This is a genomic window from Chelatococcus daeguensis, assembly GCF_001887265.1.
In the GTDB taxonomy this organism is placed as follows: Bacteria; Pseudomonadota; Alphaproteobacteria; order Rhizobiales; family Beijerinckiaceae; genus Chelatococcus_A; species Chelatococcus_A sambhunathii.
This window is the reverse complement of record NZ_CP018095.1, coordinates 345140-361235: the sequence shown is the minus strand read 5'-3', so window position 1 is coordinate 361235 and position 16096 is coordinate 345140. Positions and strand designations below refer to the sequence as shown.

Annotated in this window: 13 protein-coding genes and 1 tRNA gene; 11 read left to right on the top strand and 3 right to left on the bottom strand. The window is 69.4% G+C overall.

Translation table 11 applies throughout. The annotated features are described in order from the left end of the window. The first annotated feature begins 319 nt into the window (after window positions 1-319). Window positions 320-1558 carry an MFS transporter gene (locus BOQ54_RS01655; protein WP_071923123.1) on the top strand — a complete coding sequence of 413 codons (1239 nt, stop codon included), beginning with the start codon at window positions 320-322 and terminating at the stop codon, window positions 1556-1558. Between the two features lie 288 nt (window positions 1559-1846). On the opposite strand, the gene BOQ54_RS01650 is transcribed toward BOQ54_RS01655, so the two are convergent. Next, a tRNA-Gly gene (locus tag BOQ54_RS01650) sits at window positions 1847-1921 on the bottom strand. Between the two features lie 275 nt (window positions 1922-2196). On the opposite strand from BOQ54_RS01650, the gene BOQ54_RS01645 reads away from it, so the two are divergent. From BOQ54_RS01645 to BOQ54_RS01630, 4 genes are all read left to right on the top strand, one after another. Then, on the top strand, window positions 2197-2754 hold the full coding sequence (locus BOQ54_RS01645) for a prolyl-tRNA synthetase associated domain-containing protein (RefSeq protein ID WP_055459937.1): 558 nt from the start codon (window positions 2197-2199) through the stop codon (window positions 2752-2754). A gap of 53 nt (window positions 2755-2807) precedes the next feature. Further along, window positions 2808-3707, top strand: coding sequence for a thioredoxin (gene trxA / locus BOQ54_RS01640; protein ID WP_055459894.1), 900 nt, complete (start codon window positions 2808-2810; stop codon window positions 3705-3707). A gap of 32 nt (window positions 3708-3739) precedes the next feature. Next, on the top strand, window positions 3740-4411 hold the full coding sequence (locus tag BOQ54_RS01635; protein WP_055459895.1) for an LON peptidase substrate-binding domain-containing protein: 672 nt from the start codon (window positions 3740-3742) through the stop codon (window positions 4409-4411). Between the two features lie 106 nt (window positions 4412-4517). Further along, window positions 4518-4694 carry a Trm112 family protein gene (locus BOQ54_RS01630; RefSeq protein WP_071924357.1) on the top strand — a complete coding sequence of 59 codons (177 nt, stop codon included), beginning with the start codon at window positions 4518-4520 and terminating at the stop codon, window positions 4692-4694. Between the two features lie 4 nt (window positions 4695-4698). Here BOQ54_RS01630 and BOQ54_RS01625 read toward each other — a convergent pair whose 3' ends face one another. Continuing rightward, window positions 4699-6000, bottom strand: coding sequence for a ubiquinone biosynthesis hydroxylase (locus tag BOQ54_RS01625; protein WP_071923122.1), 1302 nt, complete (start codon window positions 5998-6000; stop codon window positions 4699-4701). A 116-nt stretch (window positions 6001-6116) separates the two neighbouring features. Between BOQ54_RS01625 and tesB the strand changes: the two genes are divergently transcribed. The 6 genes from tesB (at window position 6117) to xth (ending at window position 13603) form a co-directional block, all read left to right on the top strand. Then, window positions 6117-6986 (top strand): acyl-CoA thioesterase II, encoded by an 870-nt coding sequence (tesB, locus tag BOQ54_RS01620; protein ID WP_055461132.1) that lies wholly within the window; start codon window positions 6117-6119, stop codon window positions 6984-6986. Between the two features lie 191 nt (window positions 6987-7177). Then, entirely contained in the window at window positions 7178-7516 is a 339-nt protein-coding gene (locus BOQ54_RS01615) for a P-II family nitrogen regulator (protein ID WP_055461131.1), read from the top strand. Between the two features lie 25 nt (window positions 7517-7541). Beyond that, the gene (locus BOQ54_RS01610; protein ID WP_055461130.1) at window positions 7542-8906 is read left to right on the top strand and encodes an ammonium transporter; all 1365 of its coding nucleotides are present in this window, start codon (window positions 7542-7544) and stop codon (window positions 8904-8906) included. A gap of 185 nt (window positions 8907-9091) precedes the next feature. Next, the gene (locus BOQ54_RS01605) at window positions 9092-11665 is read left to right on the top strand and encodes an FtsK/SpoIIIE family DNA translocase (RefSeq protein WP_071923121.1); all 2574 of its coding nucleotides are present in this window, start codon (window positions 9092-9094) and stop codon (window positions 11663-11665) included. Window positions 11666-11777: 112 nt separating this feature from the next. Then, window positions 11778-12659 carry a LolA family protein gene (locus BOQ54_RS01600; RefSeq protein ID WP_071923120.1) on the top strand — a complete coding sequence of 294 codons (882 nt, stop codon included), beginning with the start codon at window positions 11778-11780 and terminating at the stop codon, window positions 12657-12659. A gap of 128 nt (window positions 12660-12787) precedes the next feature. Next, entirely contained in the window at window positions 12788-13603 is an 816-nt protein-coding gene (gene xth, locus BOQ54_RS01595; RefSeq protein WP_055459627.1) for an exodeoxyribonuclease III, read from the top strand. 94 nt (window positions 13604-13697) lie between these two features. Here xth and BOQ54_RS01590 read toward each other — a convergent pair whose 3' ends face one another. Then, a complete protein-coding gene (locus BOQ54_RS01590; protein WP_071923119.1) occupies window positions 13698-16016 on the bottom strand; it encodes a Tex family protein in 2319 nt (772 codons plus the stop codon). Between the last annotated feature and the right edge of the window lie 80 nt (window positions 16017-16096).

Here is a 16096-nt window from a genome sequence, read left to right as displayed (position 1 = left end):
GGAGCCCCATGCCCGTTGCCCGGCGAGAGAGAATGGCCGTCGATTGCCCCGCCGAGCGTCTCTGCCACACCGAGACTGCCGCTGCACGCACCGATTGGCAAGCGCGGTCCTTCGCTGCGCAGCCTTCCATGAACAAAAGTCGCCCGGCCCGAATCCTACCCGGCTGGCCGACGGCGCCACCCGTCGCCCCGGCTAGAGAACGCTGCCCTGCGACTGGCGCCGTGCTCCGCTGCGGCAAAGTCGCTTGTCGGCCCGATGACCGGCGCCTAATCATTGGCGCGCGGACAGGGCCGTTCCGCGGAAGGGCCATCGAGGACACATGTCGCCCCAGGGACAGCGCGATGCGCCGGATTCCGCCTATTCCTGGCTGCGGCTGGCGCTGTCGCTCCTGCTCGGGACCATTGCCTGTGTCGGCACCTGGTCGGTCGTCGTGGTGCTGCCCGCCGTCCAGGCGGAGTTCGGTACGCTGCGGGCCGGCGCCTCGCTGCCCTATACCTGCGTCATGCTCGGCTTCGGCTTCGGCAATATCGTGATGGGCCGCATCGCCGATCGCTACGGCATCGTGGTGCCGATCGTGAGCGGGGCTGTCCTGCTCGGGACGGGCTATGTCCTGGCCGGACTATCGAGCACCCTCTGGCACTTCGCTCTGGCGCATGGTCTGCTGATCGGCATCGGCGGCGGCGCGGGATTTGCACCGCTCATCGCGGACCTGTCGCATTGGTTTCGTCGGCATCGCGGGCTTGCGGTCGTATTCGGCGCTTCCGGCAGCTATCTCGCCGGCGTGATCTGGCCGCAGGTGATCACCTGGGGCCTTCAAAGCCACGGCTGGCGCGCCACGCATATCGGCATCGGTGTCGTGGCGCTCGCCGTGATGCTGCCGCTCGCGCTGTTCTTCCGCCGGCGGCCCGCAGCCGAGACGCTGGCGGCCGCCGAGATATCGAGCGCCGGCGCGCGGGGCGATCTCGGGCTGTCGCCGAACCGGTTGCAGGGGCTGCTCGCGCTCGCCGGCTTCTGCTGCTGTGTCGCCATGGCGATGCCGCAGGTTCATATCGTCGCCTATTGCGGCGATCTGGGTTATGGCGTCGCGCGCGGCGCCGAAATGCTGTCGCTAATGCTCTTCCTCGGCATCATCAGCCGAATCGGGTCCGGCTTCGTCGCGGACCGAATCGGCGGCGCGGCGACCCTGGCGCTCGGCTCGCTGATGCAGGGGCTCGCGCTATTCCTCTATCTCTGGTTCGACGGGCTGCGTTCGCTCTACATCGTCACAGGCATCTTCGGCCTGTTCCAGGGTGGCATTGTGCCGATGTATGCCGTCATCATCCGCGACTACCTACCACCCAGGGAAGCCGGCATGCGCATCGGTATCGTCATGTCGGCGACCATCGCCGGCATGGCCTTTGGCGGCTATGTCTCGGGGCTGATCTTCGATGTCTTTGCATCCTACCGCATGGCTTTCCTGAACGGGCTCGCCTGGAACCTCATCAATCTCGCCATCGTCGGCTGGCTGATGCTGAAAGCGAAACCAAAACTGCAAGCCGCTTCCAACACTGCATTCTGAGGGGCGGGCCCGTTCGAAGCACGAGCCGTAATGGGCCGGGACGCCGCTGGGCGAAAGCGGGTCCATTGGCAGGTCAGGCCTTCCGCCGTGATTGTGATCGCTTTGGTTCGGGGAGCGAACCCGCTGTGCGGAAAGTCCGGTCGAGGTCGTTCACCGGCCGGCGGCGATGCCCGCACCGGGCGTCGTCCGACGGCGGTGCGGCACGAGGCGGCTGCGCCGTTTCGCTGGCACGAACGAGGGCAGCGAGCAAGGAACGCCCTTGCGAGCGTCTGGATTTCTGAGATGAACTGGAGCGGGCGAAGGGATTCGAACCCTCGACCCCAACCTTGGCAAGGTTGTGCTCTACCCCTGAGCTACACCCGCATCCATGTCCGGCAGCGATCAGCGCCATCGAGGTCGGCTACATGCCGCAAACTGCAGGACAATGCAAGGGGCAAATTCGGTATGCTCGACAAAAATGCGGCGCGCACCGCCATCCAGCCTGTGGATGACTTGGTCCCGACCGTCGCCAGCCAGCACGCGAGCCCGAGCGGCCGGGCGTCCTGCCTGCGGGGTGGCTGCACGGGCTTGGGATGACCCCGTTGGCCGCCGGGGCTCTCCTTCTTGCCGCATGCCGGGCCGGCCGGTACAACCGCGCCATGTCTGCCACGCCCGACGATCTCTTCGCCTTTCTCGCCAACCTCGGCATCACGGCGGTGACGACGACGCACCCGCCGCTCTTCACGGTCGCCGAGTCGCGGGCGCTGCGCGGCCTCATTCCCGGCGGGCACACCAAGAACCTGTTCCTCAAGGACAGGAAGGGGCGGCTCTTCCTCGTCGTCGCGCTCGAGGACGCCGCGATCGACCTCAAGGCGCTGCCGGCCGCGGTCGGCGCGAGCGGCAAGTTCTCCTTCGCCAGCGCCGAACTCCTGAAGCAGCATCTCGGCGTCGAGCCCGGCTCGGTCACGCCCTTCGGCGCCTTCAACGACCGGGAGGGCGCCGTCACCATCGTGCTCGACGCCGCCATGCTGGAGAACGAGCGCCTGAACTTCCACCCGCTCATCAACACGATGACGAGCACCATCGGCCGCGACGACCTTGTCGCCTTCCTGCGCGCCACGGGCCACGAGCCGCTCGTCGTGGCGGCATCGCGCCCCGAACCTGCCGGCGGGATGCGCCCGGACGATTGCCAGACGCGCATCGCCGCCCCATCTTGAACATGCCGCGGGCAGGAAGGCCCGATCCGCATTCGTCACAAACAGAGGTTTGAATGTTGAACGAACAGCCCACCGTGGCCGATGCCGGCACCATCAAGGACACGACGACCGCCGCCTTCCGGCAGGATGTCATTACCGAATCCATGCGCCAACCGGTGCTGGTGGATTTCTGGGCGCCTTGGTGCGGCCCGTGCAAACAGCTGACCCCCGTTCTCGAGAAGGTGGTGGCCGCAGCCAAGGGCAAGGTCAAGCTCGTCAAGCTCAACATCGACGAGCATCCGCAGATCCCCGGCCAGCTCGGCATCCAGTCGATTCCCGCCGTCATCGCCTTCCAGCGCGGCCAGCCGGTGGACGGCTTCATGGGCGCCCTGCCCGAGAGCCAGGTGAAGGGCTTCATCGAACGCCTCGTAGGCCCCGTCGGCCCGGCGGCGACGGATGTGATGCTCGAGGAAGCCGCGACGAAGCTTGCGGCCGGCGACGCCACTGGCGCGGCCGAGATCTATGCCGCCGTGCTGACGCAGGAGCCGGCCAACACCGTCGCCATCGGCGCCCTCGCCAGACTGCATGTCACCCTCGGCGATATCGATGGGGCAAAGCGCTTCCTCGCCATGGCGCCGGCAGACAAGGCGAACGACCCGGCGATTGCCGCCGGCCGGGCCGCCATCGAGCTTGCCGAGCAGACGGCCGAGCTCGGCGACCTCGCCGAGCTCGAGGCGCGCGTCGAGGCTGATCCGCGCGACCACCAGGCACGATTCGACCTCGCCCTCGCGCTCAACGCCCGCGGCCGGCGGGAGGCGGCGCTCGACCATCTGCTCGAGATCGTCCGCCGCGACCGCAACTGGAACGACGATGGCGCCCGCCGGCAGCTCGTGCAGCTCTTCGACGCCTGGGGACCGATGGACGAGATGACGATTGCGGGGCGCAGGCGGCTGTCCTCGCTCCTGTTCGCCTGACAGGAGCCGGCAGCCTGGCGGGAGACGACGGCATGGTGATGAACCCGACCTACCGCAGCCCGGCGGAGATGCCGGCCGTCATTCCGCTCTTTCCCCTTTCGGGTGTGCTGCTGCTGCCGCGCGGACAACTTCCGCTCAACATCTTCGAGCCGCGCTACCTCGCCATGGTCGACGATGCGCTGGCCGGCCGGCGCATCATCGGCATGATCCAGCCCGACGCCGAGGAAGCGGCGCAGACGAGCACGCCGCGGCTCTATGCGGTGGGCTGCGCCGGGCGCATCACCCAACTGGCCGAGACCGGCGACGGGCGCTACCTCATCACGCTGAGCGGCATCGCGCGCTTTCGCGTGCGCGAGGAGCTCACCGTCATGACGCCCTACCGCCAGGCGCGCGTCGACTACGACCCCTTCGCCATCGACTTCACGCCCCGCGCCGGGGAGGAGGCGGTGGACCGCGATGCCCTCATCCACGCGCTCCGGGACTTCGCCGCCGCCAACGATCTCAAGATTGACTGGAAGAGCATCGAGGGAGCGCCGAACGAGGCGCTCGTCAATGCCCTGTCCATGATGAGCCCCTTCGGCCCCAAGGAGAAGCAGGCGCTTCTCGAGGCGCCCGATCTCAAGGCGCGGGCGGAGACGCTGGTCGCCATCACAGAGATCGAGCTCGCACGCATCGCCGGCGGGTCCGAAACGACGTTGCAATAAGCCGCGCCGCATGCGATTCGCTCGGCCGTGACAGGCGTCGACACGAGGCAAAACGATGAGCGAAGGCCGGAACGAGGGGCAGAACCCGCAGCACAGCACGACACGCATGTCGAGCGGCGTCGATCCGAAGCTGCTCGAGATCCTCGTCTGCCCCTTGACCAAGACGACACTCGAATACGATGCGGCGCGGCAGGAGCTGATCAGCCGGCAGGCCAAGCTCGCCTATCCGATCCGCGACGGCATCCCGATCATGCTGCCGGAAGAGGCGCGGCCGCTGGACTGAGCCCCTAGAGTGCCTCGCCGCGCATCAGCCGCGGCACGGCACCGGTCAGTCCCGCCGCCTCGCGGATGAAGAAGCGCTTGGCCGCCGGCATCCGCTCGACGAGGCCGAGGCCGAGGTCGCGCAGGAGGCGCACGGGCAGAAGGTCGTTCGAGAACAGGCGGTTGAGCCCGTCCGTCGCAAGGCCCATGGTCACCGTGTCGAACCGCCGGGCGCGCTCATAGGCGAGGAGCGCCTCGTCATCACCGACGTCACGGCCGAGGCGGCAGGCATCGATGATCTTCTCCGCCAGAACGGCGACGTCGCGCAGGCCGATGTTGAGCCCCTGGCCGGCGATCGGGTGGACGACGTGGGCGGCGTCACCCACGAGGGCGAAGCGCCCGGCGACGAAGCGCCGGGCGATGCCGATCGACAGCGGGAAGGCACGGGCGGGCGACAACAGCGTGATCTCGCCGAGCTCGAGGCCGAAGCGGCGCTCCACCTCCTCGCGCAGGTCCTCGTCCGGCAATTGCAGCAGGTACTCGGCCGCATCGGCGCGCTCGGTCCAGACGATGGAGGAACGGTGCCGGCCGTCCCGCGTCGTAAGCGGCAGGATGGCGAAGGGGCCCGAGGGCAGGAAATGCTCGATGGCGCGCCCCTCGTGCGGGCGCTCGTGGCCGATGGTGGCGACGATGCCGACCTGACCGTAGCTGCGGCCGACCCAGCCGATGTCGGCCATGTCGCGCAGGCGGGAGCGGGCACCGTCCGCCGCCACGAGGAGGCCGGCCTCGATGGCGGCGCCGGAGGCGGACGTGACCAAGACGCGCTCCGGCACGGCCGCGAAGCGGGCAATGCCTTCGGCAGCGAGCGTGACCCCCGCCTCGCGGCAGGCGGCGGCGAGGGCGTTGACGAGATCGTCATTCTCGACCATGTGCGCGAAGGGCTCGCCGGGCGCCACCTCGCCCGCGAAGTTCAGGATCGAGGGGCGCACCGGGTCGGCGAGGCGGCTGTCGGTGATGACCATGTCGAGGATCGGCGCCGCGCGCTCCGCCACAGCGCCCCAGACGCCCAGGGTCTCGAGCATGCGCCGCGCACCCGCAGCGATGGCCGAGGCGCGGGACGCATCGCCGCCGGGCGCCGGGCGGGCGAGCGCCGGGTCGCAGACGGTGACGTCGAGCCCGCCGCCGCCCCCCCTGGCGAGCGATAGGGCGAGTGCGAGGCCAGCGAGCCCGCCGCCCGCGACGACGACGCGCCGGGAGGGCGGGACCGTCCGCGTGCCAGCACGCCGTCCCGCGCTGCCCTTGCGTCCGGTGCCTTTCGCTGCGGCCATGCCCTCTCTCCGACGATCTTGACGAACAGGCCCGGCAAGGGCCTCATGCATTCGATCCCCGCGCGCGGGGGCTTAGTATCATCGCAGGTGCTCGTGCACCTGCCCCGGAACGGACCATGAAGCACGCCATCTCCGATCTGCTCGAAATACTCGATCTCGAGGTGTTGGAACACAACCTGTTTCGTGGTCGCAGCCCGCAGGTGGGATGGCAGCGCGTCTTCGGCGGGCAGGTCATCGGCCAGGCGCTGGTGGCGGCCACGCGCACGGTCGAGCCGCAGCGCAACGTCCACTCCCTGCACGCCTATTTCCTGCTGCCGGGCGACCCGAAGGTGCCGATCGTCTACGAGGTGGACCGCATCCGCGACGGGCGCAGCTTCACGACGCGGCGCGTGGTCGCCATCCAGCACGGGCAGGCCATCTTCTCCATGTCCGCCTCGTTCCATGTGCACGAGCCCGGCCTCGTCCACCAGGTGCGCATGCCGGACGTATCGGGGCCGGAGGATCTGCCGAGCGACGAGGAGATCAAGGCGCGCGTGCTGCCGCTGATGCCGGACCCGGTCAGGGCCTATTTCGAGCGCGAGCGGCCGATCGAGCTGAAACCTGTGGAATTCCGCCGCTACATGTCGCGCGAGCCGATGGAGCCGCGCTTCAACGTTTGGATCCGTGCCACGGGCCGGCTGCCGGACGATCCGGCCATCCACCAGTGCGTCCTCGCCTATGCCTCCGACATGACGCTGCTCGACACCAGCCTCGTCGCGCATGGGCGCACGGTGTTCGAGCGCACGATCCAGGCCGCCAGCCTCGACCATGCCCTCTGGTTCCACCGCCCGTTCCGCGCGGACGAATGGCTGCTCTACTCCCAGGACAGCCCCTCGGCGGGTGATGCCCGCGGCTTCTCGCGCGGGCTGATCTTCTCGCGCCACGGAGAGCTCGTCGCCTCGGTCGCCCAGGAAGGCCTGATCCGTCCGCGGGACGACCTCGCTTGAAGCATTCTGCCTAGTATTTGGGCAGCACCCTGCTGCAGTGCGCCTGCCTAAAGTGCAGGCAGGGCGATTCGCGCCGTCCGAAGGATGGCAGCGGCGGGAATCCGCGGGTTGGCACGCGGCTTGTTTCGTCCCTCCCGGTACTTCACGGCGGGCCCGCACACGGGCTGCTCGGGGTCAAGGGGAAACGGGACATGAAAATCGTGATGGCGATCATCAAGCCGTTCAAGCTGGAGGAGGTGCGCGACGCGCTGACCGCCATCGGCGTGCACGGCCTTACCGTGACGGAGGTGAAGGGTTACGGCCGGCAGAAGGGGCACACCGAGATCTACCGCGGCGCCGAATATGCGGTGAGCTTCCTGCCCAAGCTGAAGATCGAGGTGGCCGTGCCCGCCGACCTTGCCGGCAAGGTGGTCGACACCATCGCCGACACCGCCCGCACCGGCCAGATCGGCGACGGCAAGATCTTCGTCTACAGCATCGAGAGGGCCGTGCGCATCCGCACCGGCGAGACCGACGGCGACGCCCTCTGAGCCCCGCAATCCAGGAGTTCGAACGATGACGTTCAAGCGCTATGCAGGGGCCGGAGCCGGCGCCCTCGCCCTTTCCCTTGTCCTTGCGCTGCCGGCGCTCGCCCAGACCGCCGCCCCCGCAGCGGGAGCCGAGACGCCTGCCGCAGCCGCGGACTTCGCCTCCGCCAAGGACACCGCCTTCATCTTCAATTCGCTGCTGTTCCTGATGGGCGGGTTCCTCGTCATGTGGATGGCCGCAGGCTTCGCCATGCTCGAGGCCGGCCTCGTGCGGACGAAGAACGTCTCGATGCAGTGCCTGAAGAACGTGGCGCTCTATGCCATCGCCGGCATCATGTATCTCCTCGTCGGCTACAACCTCATGTACACCAACGTCGATGGCGGCTTCTTCGGCTCCTTCGGCGTCTACGGCTGGCCGGCCGCCGGCACGGCCAACGAGGGCGACTATGCGGTCGCCTCGGACTGGTTCTTCCAGATGGTGTTCGTCGCCACCGCCGCCTCGATCGTGTCCGGCACGCTCGCCGAACGCATCAAGCTTTGGCCATTCCTTCTCTTCACCGTCATCCTGACGGGCTTCATGTATCCCATCACGGGATCGTGGAAGTGGGGCAAGGGCTGGCTCGACGTCATGGGCTTCTCGGATTTCGCCGGCTCGACCCTGGTCCACTCGGTCGGCGGCTGGGCAGCGCTCGCCGGTGCGCTCGTTCTCGGCGCCCGCAGGGGCAAGTACGGGCCTGACGGCGCGGTCCACCCGCTGCCGGGCTCGTCCATGCCGCTCGCCACGCTCGGCACCTTCATCCTCTGGCTCGGCTGGTTCGGCTTCAACGGCGCCTCGCAACTCGCCATGGGCACCAACGCCGACGTGTCGGACATCGCGCGCATCTTCGCCAACACGAATCTCGCCGCCTGCGGCGGTGTCGTTGCCGCCATCCTGCTGACGCAGGCGATCTACAAGAAGGTCGACATCACGATGGCGCTCAACGGCGCCCTTGCCGGCCTCGTCTCGATCACAGCCGAACCGCTGACACCGGCCCCCGTGGCGGCCATCATCATCGGCGCCATCGGCGGCATCATCGTCGTCTTGGCCGTGCCGATGCTCGACAAGCTGAAGATCGACGACGTCGTCGGCGCGATCCCCGTGCATCTCCTCGCCGGCATCTGGGGCACGCTCGCCGTGCCGCTGACCAACGACGAGACGAGCTTCGGCACGCAGATCATCGGCATCCTCGCCTATGGCGTGTTCACCTTCGGCATCAGCCTCGTCGTCTGGTTCGTCCTCAAGGCGACCATGGGCATCCGCGTCAGCGCCGAGGAAGAGGCGCTCGGCCTCGACAAGGCCGAGATCGGCGTCGAGGCCTATCCGGAGTTCAGCGGCAGCGGCATGCGCAGCTGAGCCACCCCTGATGTCCGAGAACAGGAGGCCGCGCCCCGCCAGGGCGCGGCCTTTCCCTGTCCACTGCCATCGCTGCCGCCGCACAAGGTTAACGGGGGTTTAACTCGCGGCCCGCTAGGGTAACGTATCGGTCGTCCCGGCCTCGCCGGGCGGCCGGGAGCGTCCATCCCAGCCCGGTTGCTACCATGCGAACGAGCCGCCACTCCCTTTCGCAAGCCGACGAACTGTCGGACGCCATGCGCCGCTTCTTTGCCCGTCGCGCAGCGGAGATCAGCGGACTTGGGCTCGTGGCGCTGGCCCTCGCCTTCGGTCTCGCCCTCGCCACCTGGTCGGTCGAGGACCCGAGCCTTACCCATGCCACCAACGGGCCGGTGAAGAACCTTCTCGGCCCGCTCGGCGCCGTCATCGCCGATCTCGGCATGCAGATCCTCGGCATGGGCGCCATCGTCTTCGTCGTGCCGGTGGTGATCTGGGGCATGCAGCTCATGGGGCGGCGGCGCCTCGAGCGGCTGGCACTGCGGATCGGGCTGTGGCTCGCTGGCACGGCCGCGGCGGCCGCCGTCGCCAGCGCCATGCCGGCCACCACCTCCTGGCCGCTGCCGAGCGGCCTCGGGGGCGTCGTCGGCGATGGTCTGCTTTTCGGACTGCGTAGCATCCTCGGCCTGACCAGCGGCCCCGGCGCCGCCATCATCACGCTCGTCTATGCCGGCATCGCCATCCTCGCGCTGACGGCCGCGTGCGGCTTCGGCTTCCCCGAGACGGCGGATGACGACGAGGAGGAACTCGCACCGCGTCGCGCCTCGCGCCGGGCGCAGGCGGATGATTTCGAGGACGAGGGTGCGGACGAACCCGGCTGGGGCATCGTGTCACTCGGCGCCGTCGTGCACGGCTTCATGACGCTGAAATCGGCCATTGTCCGCCGTCTCGCCGCACGGCGCCCGGCGCAGGCTCACGCCGGCTCCCCGGCCGCGCCGCAGGTCCCCTCCGCACCGCGCACTGCATCCCGGCGCGAGCCTCGCTTCGAACAGGCGCCCGCCGTCCATGACGTCTTCGACGGCGCGGCGGGTTTCGGCGGACACGATCCCGCCGAGGCGCCCTTCGCCGTCGAGGACGAGGCCTATGCGCCCCGGACGGCGGGGCCGGCCGTGTCGCGGGTGGTGCCGCCGCCGGCGGCGCCCAAGCCCGGCAAGCGCCTGGCGCGGGAGGCGCAGCCCTCCTTCCTCGACGACGGCGAGGACTACCAGCTGCCGCCGCTCGCCCTCCTCGCCGAGCCGAAGAAGAACAACGGCGCCGTGATCTCGCCCGAAGCGCTCGAGCAGAACGCGGCACTTTTGGAGAGCACGCTGGAGGATTTCGGCGTCAAGGGCGAGATCATCAATGCCCATCCCGGCCCGGTGGTGACGCTCTACGAGCTGGAGCCGGCGCCCGGCACCAAGTCCTCGCGGGTGATCTCGCTCGCCGACGACATCGCCCGCTCGATGAGCGCCGTCTCGGCCCGCGTCGCCGTCGTGCCCGGCCGCAACGCCATCGGCATCGAACTGCCCAACGCCAGGCGCGAGACCGTCTACCTGCGCGAGCTCCTCGCCTCCCAGGACTTCGAGCAGACGAGACTCAAGCTTGCCCTGTGCCTCGGCAAGACCATCGGCGGCGAGCCCGTCATCGCCGAACTCGCCCGCATGCCGCACCTGCTCGTCGCCGGCACCACCGGCTCGGGCAAGTCCGTCGCCATCAACACCATGATCCTGTCCCTCCTCTACCGCCTCAGGCCCGAGGAGTGCCGCCTCATCATGGTCGACCCGAAGATGCTGGAACTGTCCATCTACGACGGCATCCCGCACCTCCTCACCCCCGTCGTCACCGACCCCAAGAAGGCGGTCGTCGCCTTGAAGTGGGCCGTGCGCGAGATGGAGGAGCGCTACAAGAAGATGTCCAAGCTCGGCGTGCGCAACATCGACGGCTTCAACGCCCGCATCGCCGAGGCAAGGGCGAAGGGCGAGGTCATCACGCGCACGGTGCAGACCGGCTTCGACCGCGAGACCGGCGAGGCGGTCTACGAGGACGAGGTCATGGACCTCGCGCCGCTGCCCTACATCGTCGTCATCGTCGACGAGATGGCCGACCTGATGATGGTGGCGGGCAAGGAGATCGAGGGCACCATCCAGCGCCTCGCCCAGATGGCCCGCGCCGCCGGCATCCACGTCGTGCTCGCCACCCAGCGCCCGTCGGTCGATGTCATCACCGGCACCATCAAGGCCAACTTCCCGACGCGCATCTCCTTCCAGGTGACGTCCAAGATCGACAGCCGCACCATCCTCGGCGAGCAGGGGGCGGAGCAGCTGCTCGGCCAGGGCGACATGCTGTACATGGCCGGCGGCGGGCGCATCACGCGCGTGCACGGGCCGTTCGTGTCGGACGAGGAGGTGGAGAAGGTGGTGGCGCACCTCAAGGCGCAGGGGCGGCCGCAATATCTCGACGCCGTCACGGCCGACGAGGAGGGCGCGGCACCGGAGGCCGACGGCGCCGTCTTCGACAACACGTCGTTCGGCGCGCCGGGGGGAGACCTCTACGACCAAGCGGTGGCCATCGTGCTGCGCGACAAGAAGGCCTCGACCTCCTACATCCAGCGCCGCCTGCAGATCGGCTACAACCGCGCCGCCTCCCTCATGGAGCGCATGGAGAACGAAGGCATCGTCGGACCCGCAAACCACGCCGGAAAACGCGAGATCCTGATCGAGCCGCCAGCCGGCGGCGACGAATGAGGCGTCGCGCTTTCGCCACAGCGATGGCATACCTGACCTCACGCGCAGGCGCGGCGCGCCAGCGCGCCACCCCGGCCGGAACCGACGCCGCCGGCCGGCCGTTGGAAAGACGATGAAGACGCTACGTTTCGCAAGCCTCGTTTCGGGTCCGGTCCTTGCCCTTCCCGTCGCGGTCCTGGCCGCCACGCTCGCGGCGGCCCAGCCCCTGCAGATCCATCCACCCGCGGCGCAGCCGGCAAGGCCGGCGCCTCCGGCCCAACCCGCCGCGCCACGCGCGCCCGCGCCCGCTCCCACACCGGCCCCCCCGCCCAACGCCGCACCGCAGGCCTCCCTGCCCGCGTCCCACCCGCTGCCGCCGCGCCGGCCGGCCGACCTTCCAACGGGCGGCGCCTCCGCGCCGGCTGCAAGCACCGGCGAAACCGGCGCCCGGCCGGCCCCGGCCGCGCCGGCACCCGCCGCGCCGCCGCCCGCCGCGCCGCCGCCCGCCGCGGCGGTGCCGACCAATCCCCAGGCGGCGCTGGCGCGCGTCAACGCCTATCTCAACGGCATCGACACGCTCACCGCCAATTTCCTCCAATACAGTGGCGACGGACGACAGGCGACGGGCTCGCTCTATGTGAAGCGCCCGGGCCAGCTGCGCTTCCAGTACAACCCGCCGAGCACGCTGGAGATCGTCGCCGACGGGCGCTCCGTCGCCATCCGCGACAAGAAGCTCAGGACCCAGGACGTCTATTCCATCGGCCAGACGCCGCTGAAATTCCTGGTACAGGACCGGGTGGACCTCGCCCGCGACGTCAAGGTGCTCGACGTGCGTACCGCGCCGTCCGGCGTCGTCGAGGTGATCTTCGAGGACAGCTCGACGCTCGGCGGCACGTCGAAGGTGACGCTCGTCTACGACGCCAAGGCCAATGTCCTCAGGCAATGGATCGTCGTCGACCCGCAGGGCTACGAGACCTCCGTGGCCCTGCAGGACGTCAACATCGTGCCGCGGTAATCCCGGCCTGATTCGCATGGAGCGTGCGGCGCGCCATCCCTTGCAACGCGCCGCGTCAAGGGCCAAGTTCAGGGCCCCGTTTCCGTCCGGCCGAATCGCTTGCGGCCGATGAGGCCGAAAGCCGAGGCATGAAGCTCTCCGTCACCAGCTGGAACATCAATTCGGTGCGCCTGCGCATCGACCACCTCGCGCGCCACATCGCCGAGGTCCAACCGGACGTCATCTGCCTGCAGGAGACGAAGTGCCCGAACGACCGCTTTCCGCTGAAGGCGCTGAAGGCGCTCGGCTACGAGCACATCGCCTTCCACGGGCAGAAGGGCTATCACGGCGTCGCGACCCTCTCGCGCCTGCCCTTCTCGACGACCGAATCGATGAGCTTCTGCGGCAAGGACGACGCCCGCCACCTCGCCGTCACCTTCGGCCCCGGCGCCGGGGCGGCGAGCGGCATCACGGTGCATAACTACTACGTGCCGGCCGGCGGCGACATTCCCGACCCCGATCTCAACCCGCGCTTCGCCCACAAGCTCGCCTTCCTCGACGAGCTCATGCAGTGGAGCGACCGGGCGAAGCCCACGGCCGCGCCGAGCATCCTCGTCGGCGACCTCAACATCGCGCCCTACGAGAGCGACGTCTGGAACCACAAGGCGCTGCTGAACGTCGTCAGCCACACGCCCATCGAGACGACGCGCATGGAGGAATGGCGGCAGGCCGCCGGCTATGTCGACGCCATCCGCCACCTCACGCCGGTGCCGGAGCCCGTCTTCACCTGGTGGAGTTACCGCTCGCCCGACTGGGCCGCCGCCAACAAGGGCCGGCGGCTCGACCACGTGTGGCTCGCGCCCTCGCTCGTCCCGACGCTGAAGGAAGCGAGCATCGGCAAGGCCGCCCGCGGCTGGGAACGCCCGTCAGACCACGCACCGGTGACGGTGACGCTGGAGCTTTGACGATTGCGCAAGAGATATTGCTGGCGCGCCACGCTCCCTCCCCGCCGCAAGCGGAGGAGGGGAACAGCCTCGGCGCGGCCACCCGCTTCGGATCCTACCGCGTCTTCCGCCGCATGGCGTCGGCCAGCGCCGCCCCGAGGGCGCCCTGCTGGGCACCCTTCGCCGGGCCGTCGTCGCGCCGGGGGCGCGGCGCCTTGTCGGCATCCGATGGTTGACGCCGGGGCCGCGGCGCCGCGCTGCCGTCGTCCTTGCGCATGGACAGCGCGATGCGCTTGCGCTTCACGTCGACCTCGACGACACGCACCTTGACGACATCGCCCGCCTTGACAACCTCGTGCGGGTCCTTGACGAAGCGGTCGGCGAGCTGGGAGACGTGGACGAGGCCGTCCTGGTGGACGCCGATGTCGACGAAGGCACCGAAGGCGGCGACGTTCGTCACCGTGCCCTCCAGCATCATGCCGGGCTTCAGGTCCGACAGGTCCTCGACGCCCTCGGCGAAGCTCGCGGTCTTGAACTGCGGACGCGGGTCGCGGCCGGGCTTCTCGAGCTCCGCCAGGATGTCGCGCACGGTCGGCAGGCCGAAGCGCGCGTCGACGAAGGCCGACGGATCGAGGCCGCGCAGAACGGCGCTGTCGCCCATGAGCGTGCGCACGTCGCGCCCGCAGGCGGCCACGATGCGCTTCGCGAGGCCGTAGGCCTCGGGGTGCACCGAGGAGGCATCAAGCGGCTCGTCGCCGTCACGGATGCGCAGGAAGCCGGCGCTCAGCTCGAAGGTGCGCGGGCCGAGGCGCGCGACGGAGAGAAGGTCGCGGCGCGTGCGGAACGGGCCGTTGGCATTGCGGTGCGCGACGATGGCCTCGGCGAGCGAGGCCCCGAGTCCGGATACACGGGCAAGCAGCGGCGCAGAGGCCGTGTTGAGGTCGACGCCGACGGCATTGACCGCATCCTCCACCACCGCGTCGAGCGCGCGGGCGAGCTGGTGCTGGTCGACATCGTGCTGGTATTGCCCGACGCCGATGGACTTCGGCTCGATCTTCACGAGCTCGGCGAGCGGGTCCTGCAGGCGCCGGGCGATGGAAACGGCCCCACGAAGGGAGACGTCGAGCGAGGGCAGTTCGGCGGACGCGACCTCCGAGGCCGAGTAGACCGAGGCCCCCGCCTCGCTGACCACCACCTTGATCGGCCGCCTGTCCGCGGGCAGTTGCGCCAGGAGGTCGGCGACGAGCCGGTCGGTCTCGCGGCTCGCCGTGCCGTTGCCGATGGCGACGAGCTCGACCTTGTGGCGCGCGATAAGCGCGGCGAGCACGGCCTGGGCGCCGGAGACGTCGTTGCGCGGCTGGAAGGGATAGACGGTCGCCGTGTCCACAACCTTGCCGGTGCCGTCGACGACCGCGACCTTGACGCCGGTGCGGATGCCCGGGTCGAGCCCCATGGTGGCGCGCGAGCCGGCGGGAGCCGCGAGCAGCAGGTCCTTGAGATTGCGGGCGAAGACTCGGATCGCCTCCTCTTCGGCGCGCTCGCGCAGGGTCGACAGGAGGTCGACCGAAAGGTGCAGCGACAGCCTCACGCGCCAGCACCAGCGGGCCACCTCGGCGAGCCAGCGGTCGGCCGCACCGCCGTCCGGAGCGATGGCATAGGCCGCGCAGATCATGCGCTCGACCGGCTTCACGGGCGAGGCATCGTCCGCATCCACCTCGATGTCGACGGTGAGGATCTCCTCGTTGCGGCCGCGCAGCATGGCGAGTGCACGGTGGCTCGGCGTCGTCGCCCACCGCTCGGCATGGTCGAAATAGTCGGAGAACTTGGCGCCTGCCTCCTCCTTGCCGGCAATGACGCGGGCGCGCACCAAGGCCTTCTCGTGCATGTAGCGGCGCAGGCGGCCGACGAGGTCGGCGTTCTCAGCGAAGATCTCGGTGAGGATGTCGCGCGCGCCGTCGAGCGCGCTCTTCACGTCCGGCACCTCGGGCCCGAGGAAGCCCTCCGCCAGCGTCACCGGCACCACCGTGCGATCCGTGAGGATGCGCTCGGCGAGCGGGCCGAGGCCCTTCTCGCGGGCGATTTCGGCGCGGGTGCGGCGCTTCGGCTTGTAGGGAAGGTAGAGGTCCTCGAGCTCGGCCTTGGTGGCAGCGGCGGCGATGCGCCCGTCGAGCTCATCGGTGAGCTTGCCCTGCCGGCCGATTTCGTCGCGGATGGCGGCGCGCCGCGCCTCGAGCTCGCGAAGGTAGGTCAGCCGCTCCTCGAGCTTGCGCAGCTGCGCGTCGTCGAGGCTGCCCGTCGCCTCCTTGCGGTAGCGGGCGATGAAGGGAACGGTCGCGCCCTCGTCGATGAGCCGGATGGCGGCAAGGACCTGGGCCGGCCGCGCAGCGATGTCGGCTGCGATGACGGGGGCGATGCGTTCCAGAACGTCGGACATGCGGCTTCCAGGGTTATGTGGCGCAGGAAGGCGGGACAATAGAAAGCCGACGCCGCCGAGCCAACAGGACGCGCGGCCCC

Coding starts and splice junctions, on each gene's coding strand:
- BOQ54_RS01655 (WP_071923123.1), top strand. CDS start 320: ATGTCGCCCCAGGGACAGCGCGATGCGCCGGATTCCGCCTATTCCTGG.
- BOQ54_RS01645 (WP_055459937.1), top strand. CDS start 2,197: ATGTCTGCCACGCCCGACGATCTCTTCGCCTTTCTCGCCAACCTCGGC.
- trxA (WP_055459894.1), top strand. CDS start 2,808: ATGTTGAACGAACAGCCCACCGTGGCCGATGCCGGCACCATCAAGGAC.
- BOQ54_RS01635 (WP_055459895.1), top strand. CDS start 3,740: ATGGTGATGAACCCGACCTACCGCAGCCCGGCGGAGATGCCGGCCGTC.
- BOQ54_RS01630 (WP_071924357.1), top strand. CDS start 4,518: ATGTCGAGCGGCGTCGATCCGAAGCTGCTCGAGATCCTCGTCTGCCCC.
- BOQ54_RS01625 (WP_071923122.1), bottom strand. CDS start 6,000: ATGGCCGCAGCGAAAGGCACCGGACGCAAGGGCAGCGCGGGACGGCGT.
- tesB (WP_055461132.1), top strand. CDS start 6,117: ATGAAGCACGCCATCTCCGATCTGCTCGAAATACTCGATCTCGAGGTG.
- BOQ54_RS01615 (WP_055461131.1), top strand. CDS start 7,178: ATGAAAATCGTGATGGCGATCATCAAGCCGTTCAAGCTGGAGGAGGTG.
- BOQ54_RS01610 (WP_055461130.1), top strand. CDS start 7,542: ATGACGTTCAAGCGCTATGCAGGGGCCGGAGCCGGCGCCCTCGCCCTT.
- BOQ54_RS01605 (WP_071923121.1), top strand. CDS start 9,092: ATGCGAACGAGCCGCCACTCCCTTTCGCAAGCCGACGAACTGTCGGAC.
- BOQ54_RS01600 (WP_071923120.1), top strand. CDS start 11,778: ATGAAGACGCTACGTTTCGCAAGCCTCGTTTCGGGTCCGGTCCTTGCC.
- xth (WP_055459627.1), top strand. CDS start 12,788: ATGAAGCTCTCCGTCACCAGCTGGAACATCAATTCGGTGCGCCTGCGC.
- BOQ54_RS01590 (WP_071923119.1), bottom strand. CDS start 16,016: ATGTCCGACGTTCTGGAACGCATCGCCCCCGTCATCGCAGCCGACATC.